Here is a 21,845-nt window from a genome sequence, read left to right on the forward strand (position 1 = left end):
TTATTTGGGACGATTTTACATTCGCTTTTGAACATTACACGGAAACGTATATAAACGTAAACACACTTTAAAGCAGTAAACGTTATTTTATTTCCTTTATAGGAAAATTCATTTTTGTATACGTTTTCAAAAACTGTTTCATAGCGTGGCAATGTAGCATCAGCAAATATAAGGAAGGTAATCAGACTGTTACGATAAGAAGTAGAGTGAATTTTTTGATTACTCAGTAACTTAATAATAGTATATTATTTGTTGGATTCACATGAAAAAAAGAACATTTTTTTGTATTTTTCATTTCATTTTGAATCAATAGTTGATAATTAACCTTCAATTTGAAAAAGTGTATTTCACAAACCAATACCAGCATGTCAGAGTTTTGGAAATTAATTGCATTTGTTTTTAAGTTTCTTGTATCAGAACTGAAGAGATTTCATTCCATGTTAGGATGGAAATCTCTTCGTACAGCTACCTTGATTTTGCTAGGCATCGAAGCTGTACATATGATAAAAAAAGGGCAATTTCACCAAAAGGTGAAATCTACCCAAAATATGCTGGAATTCATTCATAAATTGTTTGAATTAGCGACCTAATCTTTAAAGGTAATAGGATATGGTTGGTTGTTCTATATTTCTATTGAACCTTTTCTTCTAATGCTTCAGGGGGATGAAGTCCTTTGTCTTTCTTACCTAGTTCACTATGTTTATAACCAAACATAAAGTAGACAACGAGTCCCATAATCAACCACATTCCAAATCCAATCCATGTTGCTACCGGTAAACTGAAAATAAGGTATCCACAAAACAGCATAGCCAGGATGGGAATCACGGGTACAAACGGCACTTTAAATGCTCGTGGCAAATCTGGGTGTGTTTTACGCAGAACAAGTACACCAATCGAAACGACTATATACGCAAAAAGAGTTCCGATATTCACCAATTCAGCTAGTTTGTGTAGTGGAATGAGCCCACTAAATACAGCAACTAAAATACCCGTGATCCACGTGTTTATAATAGGTGTTTTCTTTGTTGGATCGACTTTGGACATAGTTTTAGGCAACAATCCGTCACGGCTCATGGCAAAAAATAAACGGGTTTGTGCATATAAAAGTACGAGCAGTACAGTCGTCATGCCTGTAATGGCGCCGATCGAGATAAAGCCGGCAATCCAATCTTGGTGAATGTAGCTTAATGCGAAGGCAACTGGATTTTTTACATCCAATTCAGTAAACGGTACGATACCGGTAAGAATCAGGGAGACAATGATATATAAGGACGTGCAAATAGCAAGCGAAGCAATAATCCCGATCGGCATGTTGCGCTGTGGATTTTTAACTTCTTCTGCTGCCCCAGCAACCGAATCGAAGCCAAGATAAGCGAAAAATACAGAAGCAGCACCAGCTGTAACACCGGAGAAGCCAAAAGGCATGAATGGTGTCCAATTACCTGGTTTCACATACCATACCCCAACCGCAATAAATAAAAGGACAACGACAATTTTAATGATAACCATGATGTTGTTTACACGTGTGGACTCACGTAAGCCGCGTGTGAGCAAGAAGGTAATGAGCAAAACGATAACAACGGCCGGAATATCAATAAAGGTTCCTTTTGTTGGATCATAAGCACTTGTAAGCGCTGGTGGAAGTGTTAAACCGAATCCACCGAGTAATCCTTGGAAATAACCAGACCAGCCGCTAGCCACAGCTGAAGCCGCTAAACCATACTCGAGTAAAAGTGCCCAGCCCAGAATCCAAGCCATAAATTCGCCAAATACAACATAGCTGTATGTGTAAGCGCTTCCGGAAATAGGGATAGAAGAAGCAAATTCAGAATAACAAAGTGCTGCAAATACGCAAGCAAGCCCGGAAAGAATAAAGGAGAGAACGAGGGCCGGTCCTGCATGTTCTGCAGCGGCTACTCCTGTCAATACGAAAATTCCTGTACCGATAATGCAACCAATACCAAGCATTGTTAAATCCTTAGCACCAAGGACTTTATTCAATGAATGATCTGTCCTCTGTAAATGCGTAAGTATATGAGAAATCGATTTTTTACGAAATAAATCCATATATGTTCTCCCCTCGAAACGAAATTATTATTTCATCAATTGCCCTTTTCATTCTAAAATAAACGTATCAGCGGATGCATGGATATACAATGGACTCGCTAATCATCCAATCGGCTGTGTTTTTTCGTGCGGATTTTTCTGTCATATTACGATTCATCTTTGGAGTTGAATGTTCACGAATTGCCCAATTATAAGACTTCTCACACCCGATTTATGACTCAAGTGCAGGACTTCATGCAGAACGCATTCAAGATGTGCAGTGTTTTCCTGTACACGTGAGGGCTTTATAGTTCTACTCCCTGCTTTCGGCAAGCCAACAAGCCCTTACTGTTTGTCTACAGAATGGAAACTTACAAGTTTCATTAGATATTTCCTCTAAGTCTTCCTCAGAATTACAAGGACAAAACTTAGTAATAGACTCTATTTTGACACCTCCTTTACACTAACATTTTAGAGATACTATTTGGGGCGATTTTACATTCGCTTTCAAACATCACGCAAGAACATGTATAAAAGCAAACACGCTTTAGCGTAGCGAATGTTACCTCTTTTAGAGGATAAACGTGTATTTGTCAGCGCTTTCAATCAATACATTCATTTCGTAGCATGGGAATGTAGCATCTGTAAACGTAAGAAAATTAACTATTTTTACGAAATGAAATTTGATTGAAAAATTCGACAACTTAATGATAGACTATTAATAATCAAACTTATATGAAAAAAGGAATGCATTTTGACATTTTGTGATTTGTTTTGAATAAAAATATGATTATATTCCTTCATTTTGAAAGTGGTGATTATATGGATCAATTAGATGTTAAACTTCTTCAACTCCTTCAGTTAGATGCACGAATGACAGTTAGCGAATTATCAAAACAGTTATCTCTTAGCCGGCCAAGCGTTACTGAAAGATTGCATCGCTTAGTAGAAAAAGGGATTATTGAAGGATTTAGTGCAAGAGTGTCTCCGTCAGCTGTCGGAAGAGATACCCTATTGATTATTCAACTCAGCGACCTTAAAGTGACTCCCCAACAATTTGGAGAATGGGTTAGGAACGAGACAGATATTATTGAATGTCATCAGACAACCGGATATGTTGGTTTTATTATCAAGGCAGCTGTCTCAGGAATTGAAGGCCTTCAGAAACTTGTTGATCGTTTAATTCCAATGGGGAATGTTCATACGTCGGTCATATTAGCATCTCCTGTATCTCATCGCCATATCATTCCCGTAGATAAAACAATGGAGTAAAGCGGCCGAATTTATCCAGCACGTTTGCCATCCAGAAATGATTTAATGTTCATGCGTAGATTGATACAACCGTTAAACTAGCCTTACATTCTTATGAAGATTTAAAAACTAAAAAACTCCTAACATGCCTTTTGTTTCTGATTTAGCGTAAGAAAGTCAGAGTTTTAACTTTCAAAAATGTGCCAGTGGACAGTATCCGTGTTTTAAAATCCCTCGGGGCCGTTGAAAGTAGAGGGGTGCGTCCAAAGAAAACTACGGAAAAATGAACTAACAAGAAGTCAGGGTTTCTCTTTCCATTTCGCTACTATTATATTTTTGTCATGAATAAAATGTGTCCCAGAAATATACAAGATTTTATGCGGAAATTAGGGAGATTTGTCAAAGGACAGGGAGACCCAAAGCCGCGCCGTTTGGGTATTGCATAAAATCCTGCATACGTAATAATTTCAGAGATTGCGAGAAATCCAGTGTTGGCGCGGATGCCCGAGGGAATCCACTTCCGATAATGAGGAGTTATGTTAACCTGACATGTATATACATACATGTTTAGGTTCCTTAGAAAATGAGGACAAACATGGGACGAAAACTATTAAATTTTAATATAATGTTACAAAAGTAAAGAAAGGAGGTATAATATGGGATCATACTATGATAAATTAAGAGCCCAAAGAGATGCGTACAGCAGACAATCCCCCAATCCTTGTGCGTTTCCTGCTTCGTTTCCTCCGATGATTCCAGGACTTTTGGGATCTTGTAATCAGATTCTTCCATCTCAAGAGGAATTCGAAAGATGTAGAAATTCAGGAGGAACGGTTGTCCCATTTGAGATCCCATTTGGCCCAACAGCTTTTTTTTGTTGTCGTTGAAGTAACGAGGATCTAATGTTGAGGAGCAGTGTGCCGTCGCTGTTCCTTTTTTTATTGAAGTATTGAGCAGATTAGTAAAATAACTGTAATCTTAAACCATAATTTGACCAAATTTTATAAATAGCTATTTTTATTGACTTCCGACTTCGGATTTTATGTCAACTGACAGTCTCAAACGAGACTGCTTTCTGTTTTTTTAGCGTAGTATTATCCTATAACCATCTCTCCGTAATCCAATAAAATCAACAAAATTAATGCATACTTATAGGCATTAGTTTACATTCAATACAAAAAATCGGTTGGTTCTGGTGCAAAAACTTCAAGATAATGCAATTAATCTCTAAATCTTGGACATACTGATACTACTACTCTAAAAAAGGGGCATGATCAGTATGGAAAACCAAAATTTATTCGAATGGAAACAGTATCAGCCTGACATTATTTTGCTAACTGTAAGATGTTACCTACGGTACAATCTCAGTTTTCGTGATTTGGTAGAAATGATGGAGGAACGAGGTTTATCCATCGCTCACACAACCATCATGCGTTGGGTACATCAATATGGTCCTGAACTAGACAAGAGAGTTCGCTGTCACCTTAAGAAAACAAACGATTCTTGGCGAGTAGATGAGACGTATATCAAGGTAAAAGGTCAATGGATGTATTTATATCGCGCAGTTGATTCCGAAGGAAGTATGATTGATTTTTACCTAAGCAAAACAAGAGATCATAAGGCTGCAAAGCACTTCTTTAAGAAGGGTTTGCGGTCTTTTCATGTTTCTAAGCCACGTGTCATAACAGTGGATAAAAATCCGGCTTATCCTATAGCAGTTGAAGAATTGAGGAAAGAAAAAAACATGCCATCAGGCATGCAACTCAGACAAAAGAAATATTTAAACAATATCGTGGAACAGGATCATCGTTTTATAAAGAAGCGAGTTCGTTCTATGTTAGGATTGAAATCATTTCGTACAGCCACTTACATACTGAGTGGCATAGAAGCGATGCATATGATTAAAAAGAAGCAGGTTCATCAAGGGGTGAAATCTGCCCAAAACCGAAAAGAATTCATTGATAAGCTGTTCGGTATCGTATCATAATCCGTAAGTTAGCAGAAAATTCATATCCTACGTTTTTTATAAATTATCTTTGCACCAGAACCATCAATATTCCTTTATTCAGTTAGACGATATTATTTTTATTGAAAAGGCAGACCGAAAGTCCGTCATTCATACGATTGATAAAAAAATTGAAATAAATGAGGCATTAATGAATCTCGAGGAGCTGCTTGATTCGAGATTTGTTGTTTCTCATCGTTCTTTTATTATTAATTTGCAGTATTTAACGAGAATTGAAGTGGCTGGACAAACGTATATTGCTCGTTTTAAAAATTACGAAGAAACAGCAAGAGTCTCCAAGCATAAGCTAGTTGAATTACAAAAATGTAAATCGTTGTAAAAAGTAAGGCTCAGTAAAGAAAAATTACTGGGTCTTATTTTTTAAAAAAAATACTTTTTTTGTCCGAATGAATGAAAGGGCCTTCTGGATGAAAGAAACTATCAGCCAAATGGAAAAAAAGATTGTCTGAAGGCAATTAGACGACAATTTTGTAATCGTTTACAATCTGAGTATAGATACAGGAAAGGAAACGAGAACAAAGATGGTTGGGATTGTGGATGTAGCGAAAAAGGCTAATGTTTCTACTGCAACAGTATCTCGAGTATTAACAAAGCCTGAAACAGTAAGGGAAAAAACGACGGAAAAGGTGTTAAAGGCGATTGAAGCATTGAATTATCAGCCTAATATCTTAGCACGCCAGCTAAGAAGGCTCGAAACGAAAACGGTCCTAGTCGTTGTGCCTGACATTACAAATCCCTTTTTTCAAAAGTGTTAAGGGGTATTGAAGCTGTCGCTGTTGCAAAAGGATATCAGGTTTTACTCGGCGATACAGGCAATGATGCGGAACGAGAAAAGGGGGTATTTAAACATCCTGAAGCAAAAAAAAAGCAGATGGAATGGTTTTATCAACTAACAGGATGGATGCAGCAGCCGTTGAAGAGGTAGGCCGAAGTTTTCCGGTGGTGCTGGCATGTGAGTATATTGAAGGCTCCAGCATCCCAACTGTTTCGATTGATAACATCAGCGGTGCCAGAAAGGCAACGGAATATTTAATCGACTTGGGACACGAAAAAATTGGCTGTAAGTAAGCATTAACCTCAAATTTTTAAGATGAATTGATAACGGGGCTGACCTAGATAGCTAAAATTCTACAAGGTTGGCCTGCTTAAACTAGAAATTTTCACTTTGTAATGGCATTTAAAATACTATTATTTGATTTCTAGACATTACTAAAACTCAACATTATTATATTAATCACTTAATGGAGGCTACTATGAAAAAACTTACTTCACTAATCGTTACGATACTATTAATTAGCAGTTTGGCTCTTATGGGCTGTGGAAAACAAAGTGCCAATACTTCGGGGCAGCAAAAAAATGAAAAAGTAGCATCAGAAAAAATTACTTATCCTCTTACCATTAACCCGGAAATACCAAGCGATCAGAAAATTTTAAGTACTGGTCCAAATGGAGAAACAGCTACTCCTGCAGCAACTTTGCAATTGTCTGAAGAGGATGTAAAGAAAATTAAAGAAGGTAAATTCAAAGCCGCTATTTCCATGCACTATGTAGGAAACGATTTCTCAACTGCCATCATCAATGGTGTGAAAGATACTTTTGAAAAAATGGGCATAGAAGTTGTTGCTGTTACTGATGCACAATTTAAGCCTGAAAAACAAATTTCAGATATCGAAACCATCATGGCTAAAAAACCAGATGTTATCGTAGCTTTGCCGGTTGATCCAGTTGCTACTGCTCCCGCTTTTAAAAAGGCTGCAGAAGCAGGTGTAAAATTAGTATTTATGGATAATGTGCCAAAAGGTTTCCAAGCTGGAAAAGATTATGTAAGCGTTGTTTCTTCAGATAACTATGGAAACGGTATCTTTGCCGGCGAAATCATGGGTGAAGAACTAAAAGGAAAAGGCAAGATCGGTGTTATTTTCCACGATGTTAATTTCTTTGTCAATAACCAGCGTAAAGATGCATTCGAAAAAACGATTAAAGAAAAATATCCAAATATTAAAATTGTTGCACACGGTGGAATTATCACTCCTAACGATGCTGAAAAAGTAGCCTCTGGTATGTTAACAAAAAACCCTGATTTAGATGGCATTTTCGCGATTTGGGATGTACCAGCGGAAGGAACACTTGCTGCAGCTCGTACAGCAGGGAAAAATGATTTAGTCATTACGACAGTTGATTTGGGAACGAATGTAGCGCTTCAAATTGCTTCTGGAGGAAATGTAAAAGGTCTTGGAGCACAGTTACCTTATGAAAATGGAGCTGCCCAAGCGCTTGTAGCCGGATATTCATTACTTGGCAAGCAATTAGAACCATATTATGTTGTTCCACCGATGAAAGTAACAAAAGAAAATGTTTTAAAGGTTTGGAAAATGGCTTATCGTCAAGATGCACCAGAAGTTATTCAAAAAGCAGCAAAATAATGATCAATTAGAAAACTAGAAAAGTAGATTACTAAACCCTCTGGATGAGAACTAAAACTTAATAGAGGACGCTTTTATATGCGGCCTCTATTAAAGAATGTAATATGGTTTTGAAAAAGCGATCTCTCTCTTAAAAGGGGCTATGTTCAAGGAACATTTTACCGAGATGTGGTGAATGTAGTACGGCATTGTCGATCTAGGGGAAGGGATTTTCATAAATTAATGCAATTATCGTAGAAAATCTAAAATTGGTGATTAGGAGATGTTTGTATGATTAAGTACTCTTACAACACGCTAGTATATGCAGGAGAAGATATTGAAACTAGTATTGCCAGACTTGTCAAATTTGGTTATAACGGTGTGGAATTTGTTGGCGAGCCAGAACAAATGGATGCTGACCGCATTAAAGAATTACTGGCTAAATATAATATTGAAGCTTCCACAATTTGTGCCATTTATAACGCTGAAAGAGATTTAGTCTCCAGCAATGAAAATATTAGAAAAAATGCAGTCAATTATTTAAAAAGCTGCGTCGATTTTGCCAGCAAAATCGGAGCAAAAGGAATCTCGTTGACTCCAACTGCCTGTATGAAAATTTATGAAGAGGCCGATCGAGAAACTGAGCTAAAGTGGGCTGAGGAAGGAATACGCGAAGCTGGTATTTATGCAGGCGAACATGGTGTCAGGTTGACTGTAGAAGCATGGAATCGCTACGAAAACTATTTAATCAATCGATTAGAGCAATCACTTGAGCTGGTTAATCGTGTTAATCTGCCAAGTGTAGGAGTTATGGGTGATACGTATCATATGAATATTGAAGAAGTCGATATTGCGGATACCATCAGAATGGTTGGAGATAAATTATATCACCTTCACATCGCTGACAGTAATAGAGCGGCACCAGGCAGGGGGCATATCGATTTTAAGCCAATCGCTCAGGCTTTGCGCGATATTAACTATAGCGGATATTTAACGATGGAGCTATTGCCTCCGTTTGCAGATCCATTTAATGGAACAAGATGTGAAGAGTTTTATGATCAATATACAGAAGAGTCAATCGTTTTCCTAAAAAAATTATTTAAGGAGGAAGAATAAAATGGCTCAGAACACATTAGTTAACAATCAAGGTATAGATTCAGGGTTTGATCAAAAAGAAATGAAAGCCGCAGTAACTTATGCAGCACATGACTTGAAAATTGAAACGGTACCTGTTCCAGAAATTAACGATAACGAGGTTCTCATCAAGGTTAAAGCTTGTGGAATTTGTGGAACAGACCCACATATTTACAACGGTCATTTCCCTGCTCCTATGCCATTAATCCAAGGTCATGAATTTGCTGGCGAAGTTGTCAAGATAGGAGCTACCGTTACCAGTGTAGCAGTTGGTGATCGAGTAACTGCTGATATTAATATTAGCTGCGGAAATTGTTATTATTGCCGTACAGGCCAAAAGCTTTTCTGTGAGAACATTAAGCAACTTGGTGTTCATACAAACGGAGCATTTGCTGAATTTGTAAAAGCGCCGGAAAATAATACTTATAAGTTACCAGAAGGAATGTCTTGGGAGGAAGGTGCTTACATTGAACCGCTAGCTTGTGTTATTCGCGGGCAGGAGCGGGCAAATGTAGTCATGGGAGATATCGTCGCGATTATTGGTGCAGGTCCAATGGGTCTGGCACATGCTGTTATGGCAAAGTTAAATGGAGCAAGCAAGGTAATTATTTCGGAAATGAACAAAGCGCGTCTTCAGAAAGCAAGAGAACTGGGAGTAGACGTTGTTATTGATGCATCAGAAAAGGACTCTATTCAAGAAGTCTTTCATGCGACGGAAGGAAGAGGTGCTGATGTTGTATTCGAAGTAGTTGGAGCAATGCCAACTTATAGACAAGCTTTCCAAATGATTAGAAAAGGCGGGACAATCGTAGCATACGGTGCAGCCCCTGCTGATGCAACACTAGATGTGAAGCCATTTGAAATCTTTAGTAAGGAACTTACCATTGTAGGTTCATATGCAGGTACTTATGGAACTTGGACTAAAGCGATTCAATTACTTTCATCAAAGAGATTTAATCCAAAAGCGATCTTCAGTAAGACAATTAAATTAGATCAATTAGAAGAAGGTATTGTAGAGGCAGATAAAAACAAAGACACGATTAAAATCTTGGTTGAAATTGAATAATAAATGGACTGAGAATATCCCTTTCATTTATTCCGCATTGTCAAAATTTTAAGTTGTAGGGAGCGATTATCATAATGTTCAAATATAGTGCTACACAATGGATATTCGGAAATGAAAGTTTAGAAGATAGCTTAAAAAGGCTGAAAAAATATGGTTATCAGGGTGTCGAACTAGCTGGTGAGCCGTATACCATTGATGTTGAGGAAACCAAAGAACTTTTAAAAAAAAATGAATTGGAATGCAGCTCCATTTGTGGGATTTTTACTCCTGAAAGAGATCTTTCGTCATCAAATGATGAAATTAGAAAAAATGCCGTGGAATATGTAAAAAAATCGGTTGATTTAGCTAAAGCTTTAAATGCTTCAACCCTTATTGTCGTCCCTACATGTGTTGGTAAACTAAGTCCAGAAACGACTCTTGAGGAGGAATGGAATAAGGCGATTTTGAGTGTGAAAGAGGCAGCGCTATATGCGAAGGAACAAGGAATTACTCTTGCCATTGAAGCATTGAATCGTTATGAGACCTATTTAGTTAATAATTTGACTTTAGCCGTACGTTTTGTTGAGGAAATCAATGTAGAAGGTCTGGGGATTATGGCTGATCTGTTCCACATGAGCATAGAGGAACGTAGTATGACTGAATCGATAAACAAAATTTCACGTTATTTTGCCCATGTACACATCGCTGATAACACAAGGGAAGCAGCGGGGCTAGGGCAAACGGATTTTAGACCAGTCATTTCGCTACTTAAAGAACTAGGTTATAAGGGCTATATTACGATGGAGTTCCTTCCTGCCGTGTCAAATCCTTACGTAGCATCAGGCCTTCAAGGTGAATCTACTATTTTTGATGACTTCACGAAGCAATCTATCGAACATATGAAAGAAATTGTTGGAGCAATATCATAAAAGAGATTAAGTATAAAGGTGGAAATTATAGATGATTATCATTCATGCGTATTTTAAAGTGGATCCAGGGCATCGCCAATCATTCCTGGACGAAGCTAAACTAGTAACGGAACCATCTCAAGCGGAAGAAGGCAATATTAGCTATCAATATTACGAACACCCAGAACAGGCCAATACCTTTGTGTTTGTAGAAGTGTGGAAGGATCAAGCGGCAATTGACGTTCATGAAGCAACCGCTTATTTCCAAAACTTTATCCATGCTGTCCCAGGACTAATAAGCGAACCAATCCAAGTACAATTATTTGAAGCGACCGAAATAAAAGGTGCCTAACTCAAAGTAAAGCGTTAATTGAGTAAGGGTCTGACCCCTAGTACGGTGAAACGTAACCTCAGTGGGCATCTGCCCCCCAACAGAGTTAAGACTTAAGAGTCACTTCTTAATTTGAAAGTTTGGTAATAAAGGACAAGGGTTAACTCTCTACTTATGTGTGAGCAAGAGTTAATCCTTTTCTTATAGTATTAATAATTTAACATTACGTTAGGTTAAGTTAGTACATTACGAACGATAGAATCTTTTGGAGAATTTACTAAATAAGGGAATGATCAGAAATGAATTTACAATTAAAAAATAAAACGGCCATCGTAACAGGAGGCAGTAAGGGAATAGGGAAAGCAATAGCAAAGGCTTTAGCAGCAGAAGGAGCTAACGTTGTCATTTGTGGACGGGGCGTAGAAGCATTAGATGAAGCCAAAAAGGAGATAGAGCAAAACGGTGGAAGCGTTCTTGCTGTTCAAGCTGATTTATCCAAACAGGAAGATGTAGATCATCTTGTTTCAGTAGCTATTGATCGTTACAAAACTATTGATATTCTTGTTAATAATGCAGGAATAGCAAGTGGATTTGCTGACTTTGAATCCCTAGAAATAGAGGACTGGCAGCATCTTTTTGATATAAATCTTTTTGGTACAGTGCGTGTCACAAAAGCGGTTATCCCTTATATGAAAAAAGCAAGATATGGACGTATAATTAATATTTCCTCAGAATGTGGTGTGCAACCGGATCCATTCATGCCGCATTATAACGCTTCAAAAGCAGCGCTCATTAACTTTACCAAAAGCTTATCAAAAGCGTATGCTGAGCAGGGGATTTTAGTTAATACCGTATCCCCCGCATTTATTATGACACCAATGCTGGAGAACTTATTGAAAGATGACGCCCAAAAGCAAAATATCAGCTACGACGAAGCTATTCAGAAGTTTCTCAAAGAAAATCGACCTCATGTAGAGGTAAAACGGCCAGGTACAGTCGAGGAGGTAGCTTCAGCTGTTTTATACCTAGCATCAAGCCAGGCTAGTTTTATTAACGGAGTGAACCTTCGTGTGGATGGCGGCTCTGTAGCAAGTCAATAATATTCAAAGGGGTTGATTACGATAATTCGTATCAGCCCCTTTTTATGTCATCATAATACAATCTCCTTTTCAGCCTTGTTTAAGATACTCTCGAGCGTTTTTTCGTGTGGATGTTGAAGTGGAGGTATTCATGGTTGATTGATAAAACCTTTATCAGTGTATAAAAACAAGTTCAACTGTGAAAAAATGTAATACATGGAGGCTGGGATAAATATGCCATTTTGGAATAACTTTCGTAAACAAATGGAAAGGGAAAAACGAGATAAACACGAAGAAACATCATGGGATACAGATGAACTTTTCCTTCACTGTGATTTACAAGAAAACCTTCATCAAATTAGACAAGCTGTTGGAAACAGTCCTGATGTCATTATCCGTGAATTTGAAATCGGAAGCTCGCAGGATCAAGTTGCCGTAGTCTATATCGATGGTTTAGCGGACAAAAATATGGTCAGTGATTTTGTACTGCGTTCCTTGATGCTTGATACTGCTGAGGAGACATTCAGAAACATGGTATCGGATAAAAGTATCTTTGATTTTATTAAAGATAATGCTTTAACCGTCGGAGAAGTAAAAGTCATCAAAGATTGGAAAGGATTAATTTTGTCCATTTTTTCCGGAGATACGGTCATTTTGGTTAACGGTTGGGTGGAAGTAATCGGTAGTAGCACGAGAGGAGGAGAATCGAGAGGGATTGAGGAACCATCCTCACAAGTGGTTATTCGTGGTCCAAAGGACGGTTTTAGTGAGTCCATTGGGACAAATATATCCCTCGTTCGTCGTCGGATTAAAAGTCCCAATCTATGGTTTGAGACGATGAAAATAGGCAAGGTGACACAAACAGACGTAGCGATTATGTATGTAAAAGGTATCGTCAATGATAAACTTGTGCAAGAAGTTAGGCAAAGAATAAATGACATTGAAATTGATGGTATTTTTGAATCCGGTTATATAGAGGAATTGATTCAGGACGAAACATTTAGCCTATTTCCTACGATTTACAATACGGAGCGACCGGATGGTGTCGCTGCAAATTTATTGGAAGGCCGAATAGCGATTTTTGTAGATGGAACACCATTTGTTCTCTTGGCACCCACTACGTTTTTTATGTATTTTCAGTCTACTGAAGACTACTATCATCGTTACGATATTATAACAGCGATTCGCTTGTTAAGGTTTGTAGCTTTTTTTATTTCTTTCTTAGGACCTTCTGTCTATATCGCAGCTATTACGTTTCATCAAGAAATGATTCCGACCCCCCTTTTGATCAATCTGGCGGCACAACGGGAAAATATTCCTTTCCCTGCGTTTGTCGAGGCTTTCTTGATGGAAGTCAGTTTTGAGATTTTGCGTGAGGCGGGTATTCGCTTGCCACGGGCGGTCGGCCAATCCGTATCGATTGTAGGTGGACTTGTATTGGGACAAGCAGCAGTGCAGGCTGGAATTGTATCCCCAGCAATGGTGATTGTGGTCGCTATTACGGGGATTGCTAGTTTTGCTACCCCAGCTTTTAATATGGCGATTTCTGTGCGGTTGTTCCGATTTTTAATCATGATTTTTGCAGCGATATTTGGTTTTTATGGGATTGCGATCAGTAATCTGATGATTATTGGCCATCTTTGCAGCTTGCGTTCTTTTGGAATTCCTTATATGGCTCCTCTTGCTCCGTTTATTTCTGCAGATCAGAAGGATGCCATTTTACGTCTGCCCTTATGGTCATTTCTTACACGCCCTCGACTGATTAGCCAAAATAAAATAACACGCATGGAGCAGGATCTAAAGCCTTCTCCTCCTGAAAAAAAGGGGGACAGAAATGAAAACTAAATGGGTGATCCTAACCGTTTTGCTTTTTGGGATTGTATTGCTGATGGCAGGCTGCTGGAACAGCAGAGAATTGAATAAGCTGGCCATTGTTATGGCAATAGGGATAGATAAAGTGGAACAGACAAATGAATATAAGGTATCTTTTCAAGTAGTCAATCCAGGGGCCGTTGCGCCAGGAGCAACAGGTGGAGGGGCAGGAGCAAATGCTGCACCGACAGCTGTTTTTACGGGAGTAGGAAAAAACCTATTCGAAGCGATTCGAAAAGCATCGCAAAAAGTGCCGCGGCAACTTTTTTTTTCACATATGCAGCTACTTGTCATTGAAGAGGCAGTAGCAAAAGAAGGAATCCAAGAAGTATTCGATTTTTTTGATAGGGACAGTGAAGCCCGTCTTACCACTAAGGTACTTGTAACAAGAGATGTTGAGGCTGGGGCTATGTTGAAAATCCTTACTCCATTAGAAAGCATCCCGGCAAATGCTTACACTAGGGAAGTAGAGCTAGCAGGAAAATTATGGTCAGAGAATGTTAATAGTAAAATTGATGACGTAATTAAGGCTTTAGTAGTCGAGGGAAGAGAGCCGATTATCAGCGGGGCTAAGATTGTCGGAAACCCGAAAGAAGGAAAAAAGAAATCTAATATGGAACAGACTGACCCCCAGGCCTTGGTAGAAATTAAAGGGGTTGCCCTTTTCAAGGAAGGAAAGTTAAAGCGCTGGGTGGACGGAAATGAGATACGTGGGATCTTGCGGGTTCAAAATAAAATGAAGGGCACAATTATGAATATTGATTGTAAAGATGAAAAAGATGCCATTGGTATTGAAGTTATTCGATCAAAAACGGATGTTACCGTGGAAGTACAAGCCGGGAGACCAGTTATCCATATCGATATACGGCAAGAAGGAAATGTGGGTGAGGTGAGATGTCCAATCGATTTAACCAAACAAGAAGAAATCACGAAGCTGGAAAAAGAATGGATAAGAGAAACAAAGAGAGAAGTTATAAAGGCTGTAGAAATCGCTCAGAGTGAGAAAAGCGATATCTTTGGATTCGGGGAAGCAGTGAAACGAGCAGATCCGAAAACGTGGGAGAAGATGAGGAAAGAATGGAGCAAGACATTTGCCGTAAGCAAGATAGACGTCAAGGTGGACGCATTCATCCGGCGTCCAGGTATGCGGACGAAACCATATTTGTCAGATCTAAAGAAATGAGGTACCAGAGAAGAAGGGGGGATATATTAAAAATGGAAAAAGAAAGAATTAGCGCAAGACAATTGTTTGCCTTGATCTTGTTGTTTGAGTTTGGTACCGCACTCGTTATTCCTATTGGATTTGCGGTCGAGCAGAGTGTCTGGCTGTCGATACTGCTCGCTTTAATTGGAGGCATCCTGTTATTTCTCGTTTATGATTATTTTTTTCGCCAATATCCGGAGTTGCCATTTAGTGGGTATACCCAGAAAATTCTGGGCAAATATATCGGATGGCCACTTAGTTTATTATATATTCCATTTTTTATTTATATCGCTGCAAGGGACTTAAGAGAAGCTGGTGACTTATTGATAACCTCTGCCTATGACCAGACTCCATTACTTGCCATTAATGCTTTAATGATCATTACAATTATTTATATACTTCGTAAAGGGATAGAAGTGCTAGCAAGAATGGCAGAAATCTATTTGATAATTCTAATTATTTTAGGTGTTTTAGGAAATATCCTTGTATTTATTTCCGGTCTAATCGATCTTAAGAATTTACTTCCTGTAGTATCAAAAGGATGGAAGGACATTTTAGTAACATCATACTCTGATGTATTGATATTTCCTTTTGGTGAAATGATTTGTTTTACCACGATTCTTCCTTATTTAAATAAACCCCAAAAGGGAAGAAAGACAGGAGTAATCGCTTTAATTTTCAGTGGCATTATATTAAGTATCACGCATGCTATTGAAATCTCTGTTCTTGGGGCTGATATGTACAGCAGAGCAACCTTTCCTTTGTTTGTAACGATCAGTAAAGTGAACATAGCAGATTTCCTGCAACGTTTGGATCCTATTGTTATTCTTACTTTAATTATTGGTGATTTTTTCAAGGTATCCATCTATTGTTATGCCGCAGTGAGTGTAGCATCAAATTTATTCAAGCTGCAGAAACCGAAAAAGCTCGTGTTGCCTATCGGAATCATAATCCTTTTCTTATCGCTAGTAATAGCAACCAATTTGACAGAACATTTTCAAGAAGGGAAATTTGTAATACATTATGTCTTTCCCATTTTGTCTGTAGCACTTCCTGTGTTCCTTTTATTGGTCGATTTGATTCGTAAAAGATTTGGTCTTTATCCTTCCAATATCAGGGCTGATGATGAAGGATAAGTTACGATTTTTCACGCGGTTGTACTTGTTTCCTTGATTTAAGGAACGAAGCAATGGGTGGCACAGACACGATGGCTAGGAAGACGAACATGATAAAATATTCCGGTATTGTCATGACCGAGAAAGGACCTTTTATATTTTTGATAGCCATAGAAATTTTCATTCCCATCATAAGATCAACCATAATAGTAAGAGCTATACTTAAGAAAAAGATAAAGAAAAAGAGCACCAACATTTTCATGTAAGCAATACCTCCTATGTATCGTTGGACCTTCCAGTTAACCATGTTTCGTAATTCATGATAGTATACTTGTGACTTATTCCTTTTGTAGAGATACGGTTATATATAATCAAATACAAATGCACACTATTGTCAGTTTGTAAAACCATAATGATAGGATACATACTTTTGTCTAATGCTACTCATGAATGAGTCAGTCATTTTATTCCTGTTATTCACTGATCGTGACGACAGCAACATTGCATTATTATCAAAACAGGGAGTCCTGTACTTCCACTTAGTACTTTAGTTGAGCGGAGTTTCTTACATATATTTCTAAATACTAAAAGCCGGGAAGGATTTTTAAAAATAAATTAGATAAAGTGCAGGCCTATAAAGTGCTGTAGGAAGGTAAGCAATGAGCGATATGATTGCGCTTGTTGTTTACCTTTTTAATGTTTTTCTAGTAAATGTACATTAGAAAGAACAGGAATACAAAGAATTCAGGATCTTATTTTAAAATTCTTCTTTTTTTGTCCCTACGGATAAAATTAATGGTTGAAACCTAAAAAATCACCTTTAAATGAAGCATTTTCATGTTTGAAGGCAATTAGACAACAAATTTAGTTCCGCTTACAATGCAATCATAGGCAACGCGAAAGAAAAGAGAGCAAGCATGAAGCAGCCTATTTTAAAAAGGCATCTGATTTTAAGAAATTCATGCAGGGAATACCAAGTCTGAATTTTTTTGAATAGTCTGTAAACGTTTACAGACAAATCGATTAAATCGGTTGTGAAAGGTACAAATTCCAACGATTTTAACCGAAAACATTATGAGTTTATCGTAAACGTTTACAGACAAGTTGACTAAATCGGTTGTAGAACATAGAGATATCAATATTTTCAACCGAAAACATTATAAGTTTACTGTAAACGTTTACGATTTGTTAGGCACTTATTTACCATAAGAGAATGTTCTGGGGCTCATTCAAAGGGCAGCCGAGCTTACTAATTATATTGGAGGTTTATAAAAATGAAAAAATTAAACGTAGGTATGATTGGCGGAGGATTTATGGGTAAAGCGCATTCACTTGCATATGCAGGAATGCCAATGTTTTTCTGGCCGGCGCCAGCAATTCCTCATCGTCATACAGTGGTAGATGTAAATGAACAATTAGCTAAAGATGCTGCAGCACGATTAGGATTTGACCATTATTCTACGGATTGGAGAGAGGTCGTGAACAATCCGGAAATTGATGTGATTGACATCGTGACTCCAAATAATACGCATGCTGAAATTGCCATTGCAGCAGCAAAGGCTGGTAAGCATATTATTTGCGAAAAACCATTGGCATTAGGTGCGGAACAAGCGAAGGAAATGCTAGAAGCGGTACAAGCAGCAGGTGTAAAGCATGCGGTTGCCTTCAACTACAGAAGAACACCAGCCGTTGCTCTTGCGAAAAAATATATTGAAGAAGGACGAATCGGAAAGGTTTTAAGCTTCCGCGGCACGTATTTGCAAGACTGGTCAGCGGATCCGAATTCACCATTATCATGGCGCTTCCAAAAGAAAATCGCCGGTTCAGGTGCTCTAGGAGATATCGGAACACATGTAGTTGATTTTGCCCGCTACCTTGTTGGAGAAATTACAGATGTAAATGCGATGACAAAAACATGGATTCCAGAAAGACCAATTCAAACAGGCGGTATGGACAAATTAGGTACAGTAAAAGGCGGCAGCAATGATGTGCCAAAAGCGGCAGTCGATGTAGACGATGAAGTGATTACGATGGTTAAGTTTGAGAATGGTGCTATGGGAACGATTGAAGCAACGCGTAATGCATGGGGACGCAATAACTTCCTAACGTTTGAAATTCATGGTGAAAAAGGTTCCCTATACTTTAACTATGAGCGCCGTGACGAGCTTCAAGTTTGCTTCGCGGATGATCCAAGTGATGCAAAAGGCTTCAGAACGGTTTATACAGGCCCAGCGACTCCATACGGTGAAGGATTATGGCCAATTCCTGCTTTGGGTATTGGTTACGGCGAAACAAAAATCATTGAAACGTATGATTTGTTTAAGGCAATTGCTGAAGATACAGAGTTTTCACCAAACTTCAATGATGGCTACCGTATTGAATTGATTGCAGATGCGATTCTTGAATCAGCTGAAAAAGGTCAATGGGTTAGCCTTGCACAAAATTTAGTAAAAGCATAAGTAGAAATCTCTATAGAGGCTGCTGATAGGATGGTAGCCTCTATACATCAAAAACTTAAAAAATATAGGTTGTTGAGGAGGAGAAAAAATGGAAAAGGTAAAGGTTGGAATTATTGGAACTGGTTTTATCGGACCTACTCATATTGAAGCCATCCGAAGACTCGGGTTTGTAGAAGTGGTTGGATTGGCAGAGAGTAGTCAAGAGGCTGCTGAAAAAAAAGCTGCTGAACTAGGGATTCCTAAAGCATACGGCGATTACCGTGACATGCTGCGAGACAGTGAAATACAGGTAGTTCATAATTGTACGCCGAATCATCTTCACTTTGCCATTAATAAAGAGATTATTTTAGCGGGCAAGCATGTGTTATCGGAAAAGCCGTTGGCGATGTCCAGCGAAGAATCTGCGGAATTATTAGCGTTAGCCAAGGAATATAAGGTCGTACATGGTGTGAATTTTAACTATAGACAATTTCCTATCGTGAAACAATTGGCTACGATGATTAAACATGGCGAATTGGGAAAAGTGAATTTAGTACATGGAAGCTATTTGCAGGATTGGTTATTGTTTGAGACAGATTTTAATTGGCGTTTAGCTCCTGGAGTGGGTGGAAAATCACGTGCAGTAGCGGATATCGGATCTCATTGGTGTGATACCGTTCAATACGTAACCGGCAAAAGAATTGTGGAAGTATTCGCTGATTTAGCCACGGTTATACCGGTAAGAAAAAAATCCACTTCAAATGTAGCCACTTTTGGAGCAAAAAAAGCACAGGAAGAAACATATGAAGATGTTCCAATCAGTACAGAGGATTATGCATCTGTTCTTGTGCGCTTTGAGGATGGAACGAGAGGCGTATTTACAGTTTCGCAAGTCAGTGCGGGACGGAAAAACAGATTGAGCTTTGAAATCAATGGCAGTCAACATTCCGCCTACTGGAATCAAGAAGAGCCAGAGAAATTGTGGATCGGGCATCGAGACAAAGCGAATGAAGTGCTGTTGGCAGACCCTGCTTTGTTTTCGCCGGAAGCGAGATCAGCTATCCATCATCCTGGCGGGCACAATGAAGGCTGGCCGGATGCGTTGAAACATGGAATGTTAAATTTCTATACATTCATTCGAGAAGGCAAGAACCCATTACATGATCAGGCTAATTTCGCAACATTTGAAGATGGTCATATATCGATGTGTATTACAGATGCCATTTTAGAAAGCCATCAACAACAAAAATGGGTGAAAGTTCAAGTTGGGCAGGAGGTCCTTTCATAAAACAAGGTATGTTTACCGTTCTGTAGGCTATGATTATATTCTTTCCATTGAACATGAAGATATGCTTGCATCCGTCAATGAATACTTAATGAAAGCAATCCGCTGTTGAAGGGAACTTGTTTAAAGAGCAATTAACGGAAATATGGTGGGCTTAAGTTTTGTAAAAATGATTAGGAGGACAATCCTCCTAATCGCCCAATCATAATAAAAACAGGGGTGTAAAAAAATGAAAGCGGTTATAGGTCAGGAACGTACTCTTGGTGGCCTTCCTATGGGAGTGGTTTGGGGATATGTTGCAGTGTTAATTTTTATGGCTGGTGACGGCCTCGAGCACGCATGGTTGTCTCCGTATCTTATTGAAAAGGGATTGACTGTTCAGCAATCCGCTACTATTTTTGCAGTATATGGAGCCGTGCTGGCAATCGCATCTTACTTTTCTGGTGTACTTACCCAAATGTGGGGACCAAGGAAAGTAATGATTATCGGACTTGTCACTTGGTTGATCGGTCAAGTTTTATTCATTGAATATGGTTTAAAGCTAAACAGTTACGCTATTATGTTACCAACTTATGGGATTCGTGGTTTAGGTTATCCTTTATTTTGCTACTCCTTCTTAGTATGGATTACTTATCGCAGTCCAGATCGCATTTTGGCTACAGCTGTAGGTCTGTTTTGGGCAGCTTGGAGCGGCGGGCTTTATGTAGTGGGCAGTTATTTTCCAGCCTACATGCTACCAAAAATCGGATATATCGGGTTATTGTGGAGTGCAGTGGCTTGGGTACTGATTGGCGGCATCATGGGTGTATTAGTTGTTAAAGATGATGGAATAAAAAAACAAGCAGGAAATGCGAAGGAAAAGCTAAAAAGCTTATTGAGTGGATTTACGATTTGTATCGAACAACCGAAAGTTGCAATAGGCGGAATCGTCCGGATTATCAATTCGACAGGTATCGGTGCACTGCCTATCTTTTTCCCGATGTACTTGTCTTCTAAATATGGATTCACTACTGAACAGTTTCTGCAAATGTGGGGAACCATGTGGTTTGCAAATATTGTATTTAACCTAATCATCCCTTACATTAGTGATAAATGGTTAGGCTGGCGCAAAACGATTCAATGGCTTGGCAGCTTCGGCATGGGTGTCATGTTATTAGTTATGCTTTACACGCCACAGGTTTTTGGCAGCAGTTTCTTAGCCTTGAATATTGTCGGTATTCTAATGGGGATTACTCTTTGTGGTTTCGTCCCACTTTCAGCTCTTGTAGCATCGCTGGCTCCTGAGAATAAAGGGTCTGCGATGGCGATAGTAAGTTTTGGTGCAGGGATGTCCTACTTTATCGCACCGGCAATTGTTGGAGCATTCATCGGACTTATTGGTGTTCATGGCGTTATATGGATTTTCGCAGGCATGTATTTCCTTGGTGCTTATTTAATGAAGTTTATGAAGCTTCCGTCTGAAGAGAAACAGGATGAAAGCGGTCAGCTTTCTGAGCAACGAGCAGTTTGAAGCCAGAGATAGTCAATAGTCCAATGTCGGATTCTGGTTGAGAAGAAGCATTTATTCTTGGATGGGTCTGGCTGCTGTCGGCTATCGAGTCTGAATTATCTTGGTATAGGTCAGTGCCCTTCTTATAAATTGTAAAAGATTTCAGAGAAACTATGCCATAAGAATCTACATTTAGAGTTTTTAAAGCGATAAAAGATCG

At 38.7% G+C, this 21,845-nt stretch carries 17 protein-coding genes and 2 pseudogenes; 17 read left to right on the forward strand and 2 right to left on the reverse strand.

All coding sequences use genetic code 11. The annotated features are described in order from the left end of the window. Window positions 1-422: 422 nt before the first annotated feature. Window positions 423-590: pseudogene (locus AAHB12_RS20220) on the forward strand (IS6 family transposase); the annotation flags it as partial. A 40-nt stretch (window positions 591-630) separates the two neighbouring features. On the opposite strand, the gene AAHB12_RS20225 reads toward AAHB12_RS20220, so the two are convergent. Beyond that, entirely contained in the window at window positions 631-2,067 is a 1,437-nt protein-coding gene (locus tag AAHB12_RS20225) for an amino acid permease (RefSeq protein WP_342046749.1), read from the reverse strand. 801 nt (window positions 2,068-2,868) lie between these two features. Between AAHB12_RS20225 and AAHB12_RS20230 the strand changes: the two genes are divergently transcribed. From AAHB12_RS20230 to AAHB12_RS20290, 13 genes and pseudogenes are all read left to right on the forward strand, one after another. Continuing rightward, on the forward strand, window positions 2,869-3,318 hold the full coding sequence (locus AAHB12_RS20230) for an Lrp/AsnC family transcriptional regulator (protein ID WP_342046751.1): 450 nt from the start codon (window positions 2,869-2,871) through the stop codon (window positions 3,316-3,318). A 1,258-nt stretch (window positions 3,319-4,576) separates the two neighbouring features. Continuing rightward, window positions 4,577-5,284: an IS6 family transposase gene (locus tag AAHB12_RS20235; RefSeq protein WP_342046752.1), complete on the forward strand. Its 708-nt coding sequence runs from the start codon at window positions 4,577-4,579 to the stop codon at window positions 5,282-5,284. A gap of 49 nt (window positions 5,285-5,333) precedes the next feature. After that, window positions 5,334-5,642 carry a LytTR family DNA-binding domain-containing protein gene (locus tag AAHB12_RS20240; RefSeq protein WP_342046754.1) on the forward strand — a complete coding sequence of 103 codons (309 nt, stop codon included), beginning with the start codon at window positions 5,334-5,336 and terminating at the stop codon, window positions 5,640-5,642. A gap of 202 nt (window positions 5,643-5,844) precedes the next feature. Continuing rightward, window positions 5,845-6,379: pseudogene (locus tag AAHB12_RS20245) on the forward strand (LacI family DNA-binding transcriptional regulator); the annotation flags it as partial. 197 nt (window positions 6,380-6,576) lie between these two features. Further along, window positions 6,577-7,746, forward strand: coding sequence for a substrate-binding domain-containing protein (locus AAHB12_RS20250; protein WP_342046755.1), 1,170 nt, complete (start codon window positions 6,577-6,579; stop codon window positions 7,744-7,746). Between the two features lie 270 nt (window positions 7,747-8,016). After that, a complete protein-coding gene (locus AAHB12_RS20255; protein WP_342046756.1) occupies window positions 8,017-8,841 on the forward strand; it encodes a sugar phosphate isomerase/epimerase family protein in 825 nt (274 codons plus the stop codon). Between the two features lies 1 nt (window position 8,842). After that, a complete protein-coding gene (locus AAHB12_RS20260; RefSeq protein WP_342046757.1) occupies window positions 8,843-9,925 on the forward strand; it encodes a zinc-dependent alcohol dehydrogenase in 1,083 nt (360 codons plus the stop codon). Between the two features lie 74 nt (window positions 9,926-9,999). Next, a complete protein-coding gene (locus AAHB12_RS20265) occupies window positions 10,000-10,833 on the forward strand; it encodes a sugar phosphate isomerase/epimerase family protein (RefSeq protein ID WP_342046759.1) in 834 nt (277 codons plus the stop codon). A gap of 31 nt (window positions 10,834-10,864) precedes the next feature. Next, window positions 10,865-11,164, forward strand: coding sequence for a putative quinol monooxygenase (locus AAHB12_RS20270; RefSeq protein ID WP_307198122.1), 300 nt, complete (start codon window positions 10,865-10,867; stop codon window positions 11,162-11,164). A 278-nt stretch (window positions 11,165-11,442) separates the two neighbouring features. After that, window positions 11,443-12,243 (forward strand): SDR family NAD(P)-dependent oxidoreductase, encoded by an 801-nt coding sequence (locus tag AAHB12_RS20275; RefSeq protein WP_342046761.1) that lies wholly within the window; start codon window positions 11,443-11,445, stop codon window positions 12,241-12,243. Between the two features lie 213 nt (window positions 12,244-12,456). Then, window positions 12,457-14,067, forward strand: coding sequence for a spore germination protein (locus AAHB12_RS20280; protein ID WP_342046762.1), 1,611 nt, complete (start codon window positions 12,457-12,459; stop codon window positions 14,065-14,067). Next, window positions 14,057-15,277 (forward strand): Ger(x)C family spore germination protein, encoded by a 1,221-nt coding sequence (locus tag AAHB12_RS20285; protein WP_342046764.1) that lies wholly within the window; start codon window positions 14,057-14,059, stop codon window positions 15,275-15,277. Before AAHB12_RS20280 ends, AAHB12_RS20285 begins: the two co-directional genes overlap by 11 nt. Before the next feature lie 32 nt (window positions 15,278-15,309). Then, window positions 15,310-16,434, forward strand: a complete 1,125-nt coding sequence (locus tag AAHB12_RS20290) for a GerAB/ArcD/ProY family transporter (protein WP_342046766.1) — start codon at window positions 15,310-15,312, stop codon at window positions 16,432-16,434. 1 nt (window position 16,435) lies between these two features. Here the strand turns inward: AAHB12_RS20290 and AAHB12_RS20295 are convergent, their stop codons facing one another. Further along, window positions 16,436-16,675: a hypothetical protein gene (locus AAHB12_RS20295; protein ID WP_342046767.1), complete on the reverse strand. Its 240-nt coding sequence runs from the start codon at window positions 16,673-16,675 to the stop codon at window positions 16,436-16,438. A 1,012-nt stretch (window positions 16,676-17,687) separates the two neighbouring features. On the opposite strand from AAHB12_RS20295, the gene AAHB12_RS20300 reads away from it, so the two are divergent. The 3 genes from AAHB12_RS20300 to AAHB12_RS20310 all read left to right on the forward strand — a co-directional run bounded on the left by AAHB12_RS20300 (window position 17,688) and on the right by AAHB12_RS20310 (window position 21,646). Then, on the forward strand, window positions 17,688-18,872 hold the full coding sequence (locus AAHB12_RS20300) for a Gfo/Idh/MocA family protein (protein WP_342046769.1): 1,185 nt from the start codon (window positions 17,688-17,690) through the stop codon (window positions 18,870-18,872). 88 nt (window positions 18,873-18,960) lie between these two features. Then, the gene (locus tag AAHB12_RS20305; protein ID WP_342046771.1) at window positions 18,961-20,139 is read left to right on the forward strand and encodes a Gfo/Idh/MocA family protein; all 1,179 of its coding nucleotides are present in this window, start codon (window positions 18,961-18,963) and stop codon (window positions 20,137-20,139) included. Between the two features lie 226 nt (window positions 20,140-20,365). Next, window positions 20,366-21,646 carry an MFS transporter gene (locus AAHB12_RS20310; RefSeq protein WP_342046773.1) on the forward strand — a complete coding sequence of 427 codons (1,281 nt, stop codon included), beginning with the start codon at window positions 20,366-20,368 and terminating at the stop codon, window positions 21,644-21,646. Window positions 21,647-21,845: the final 199 nt, after the last annotated feature.

Source organism: Bacillus sp. OTU530 (assembly GCF_038440375.1).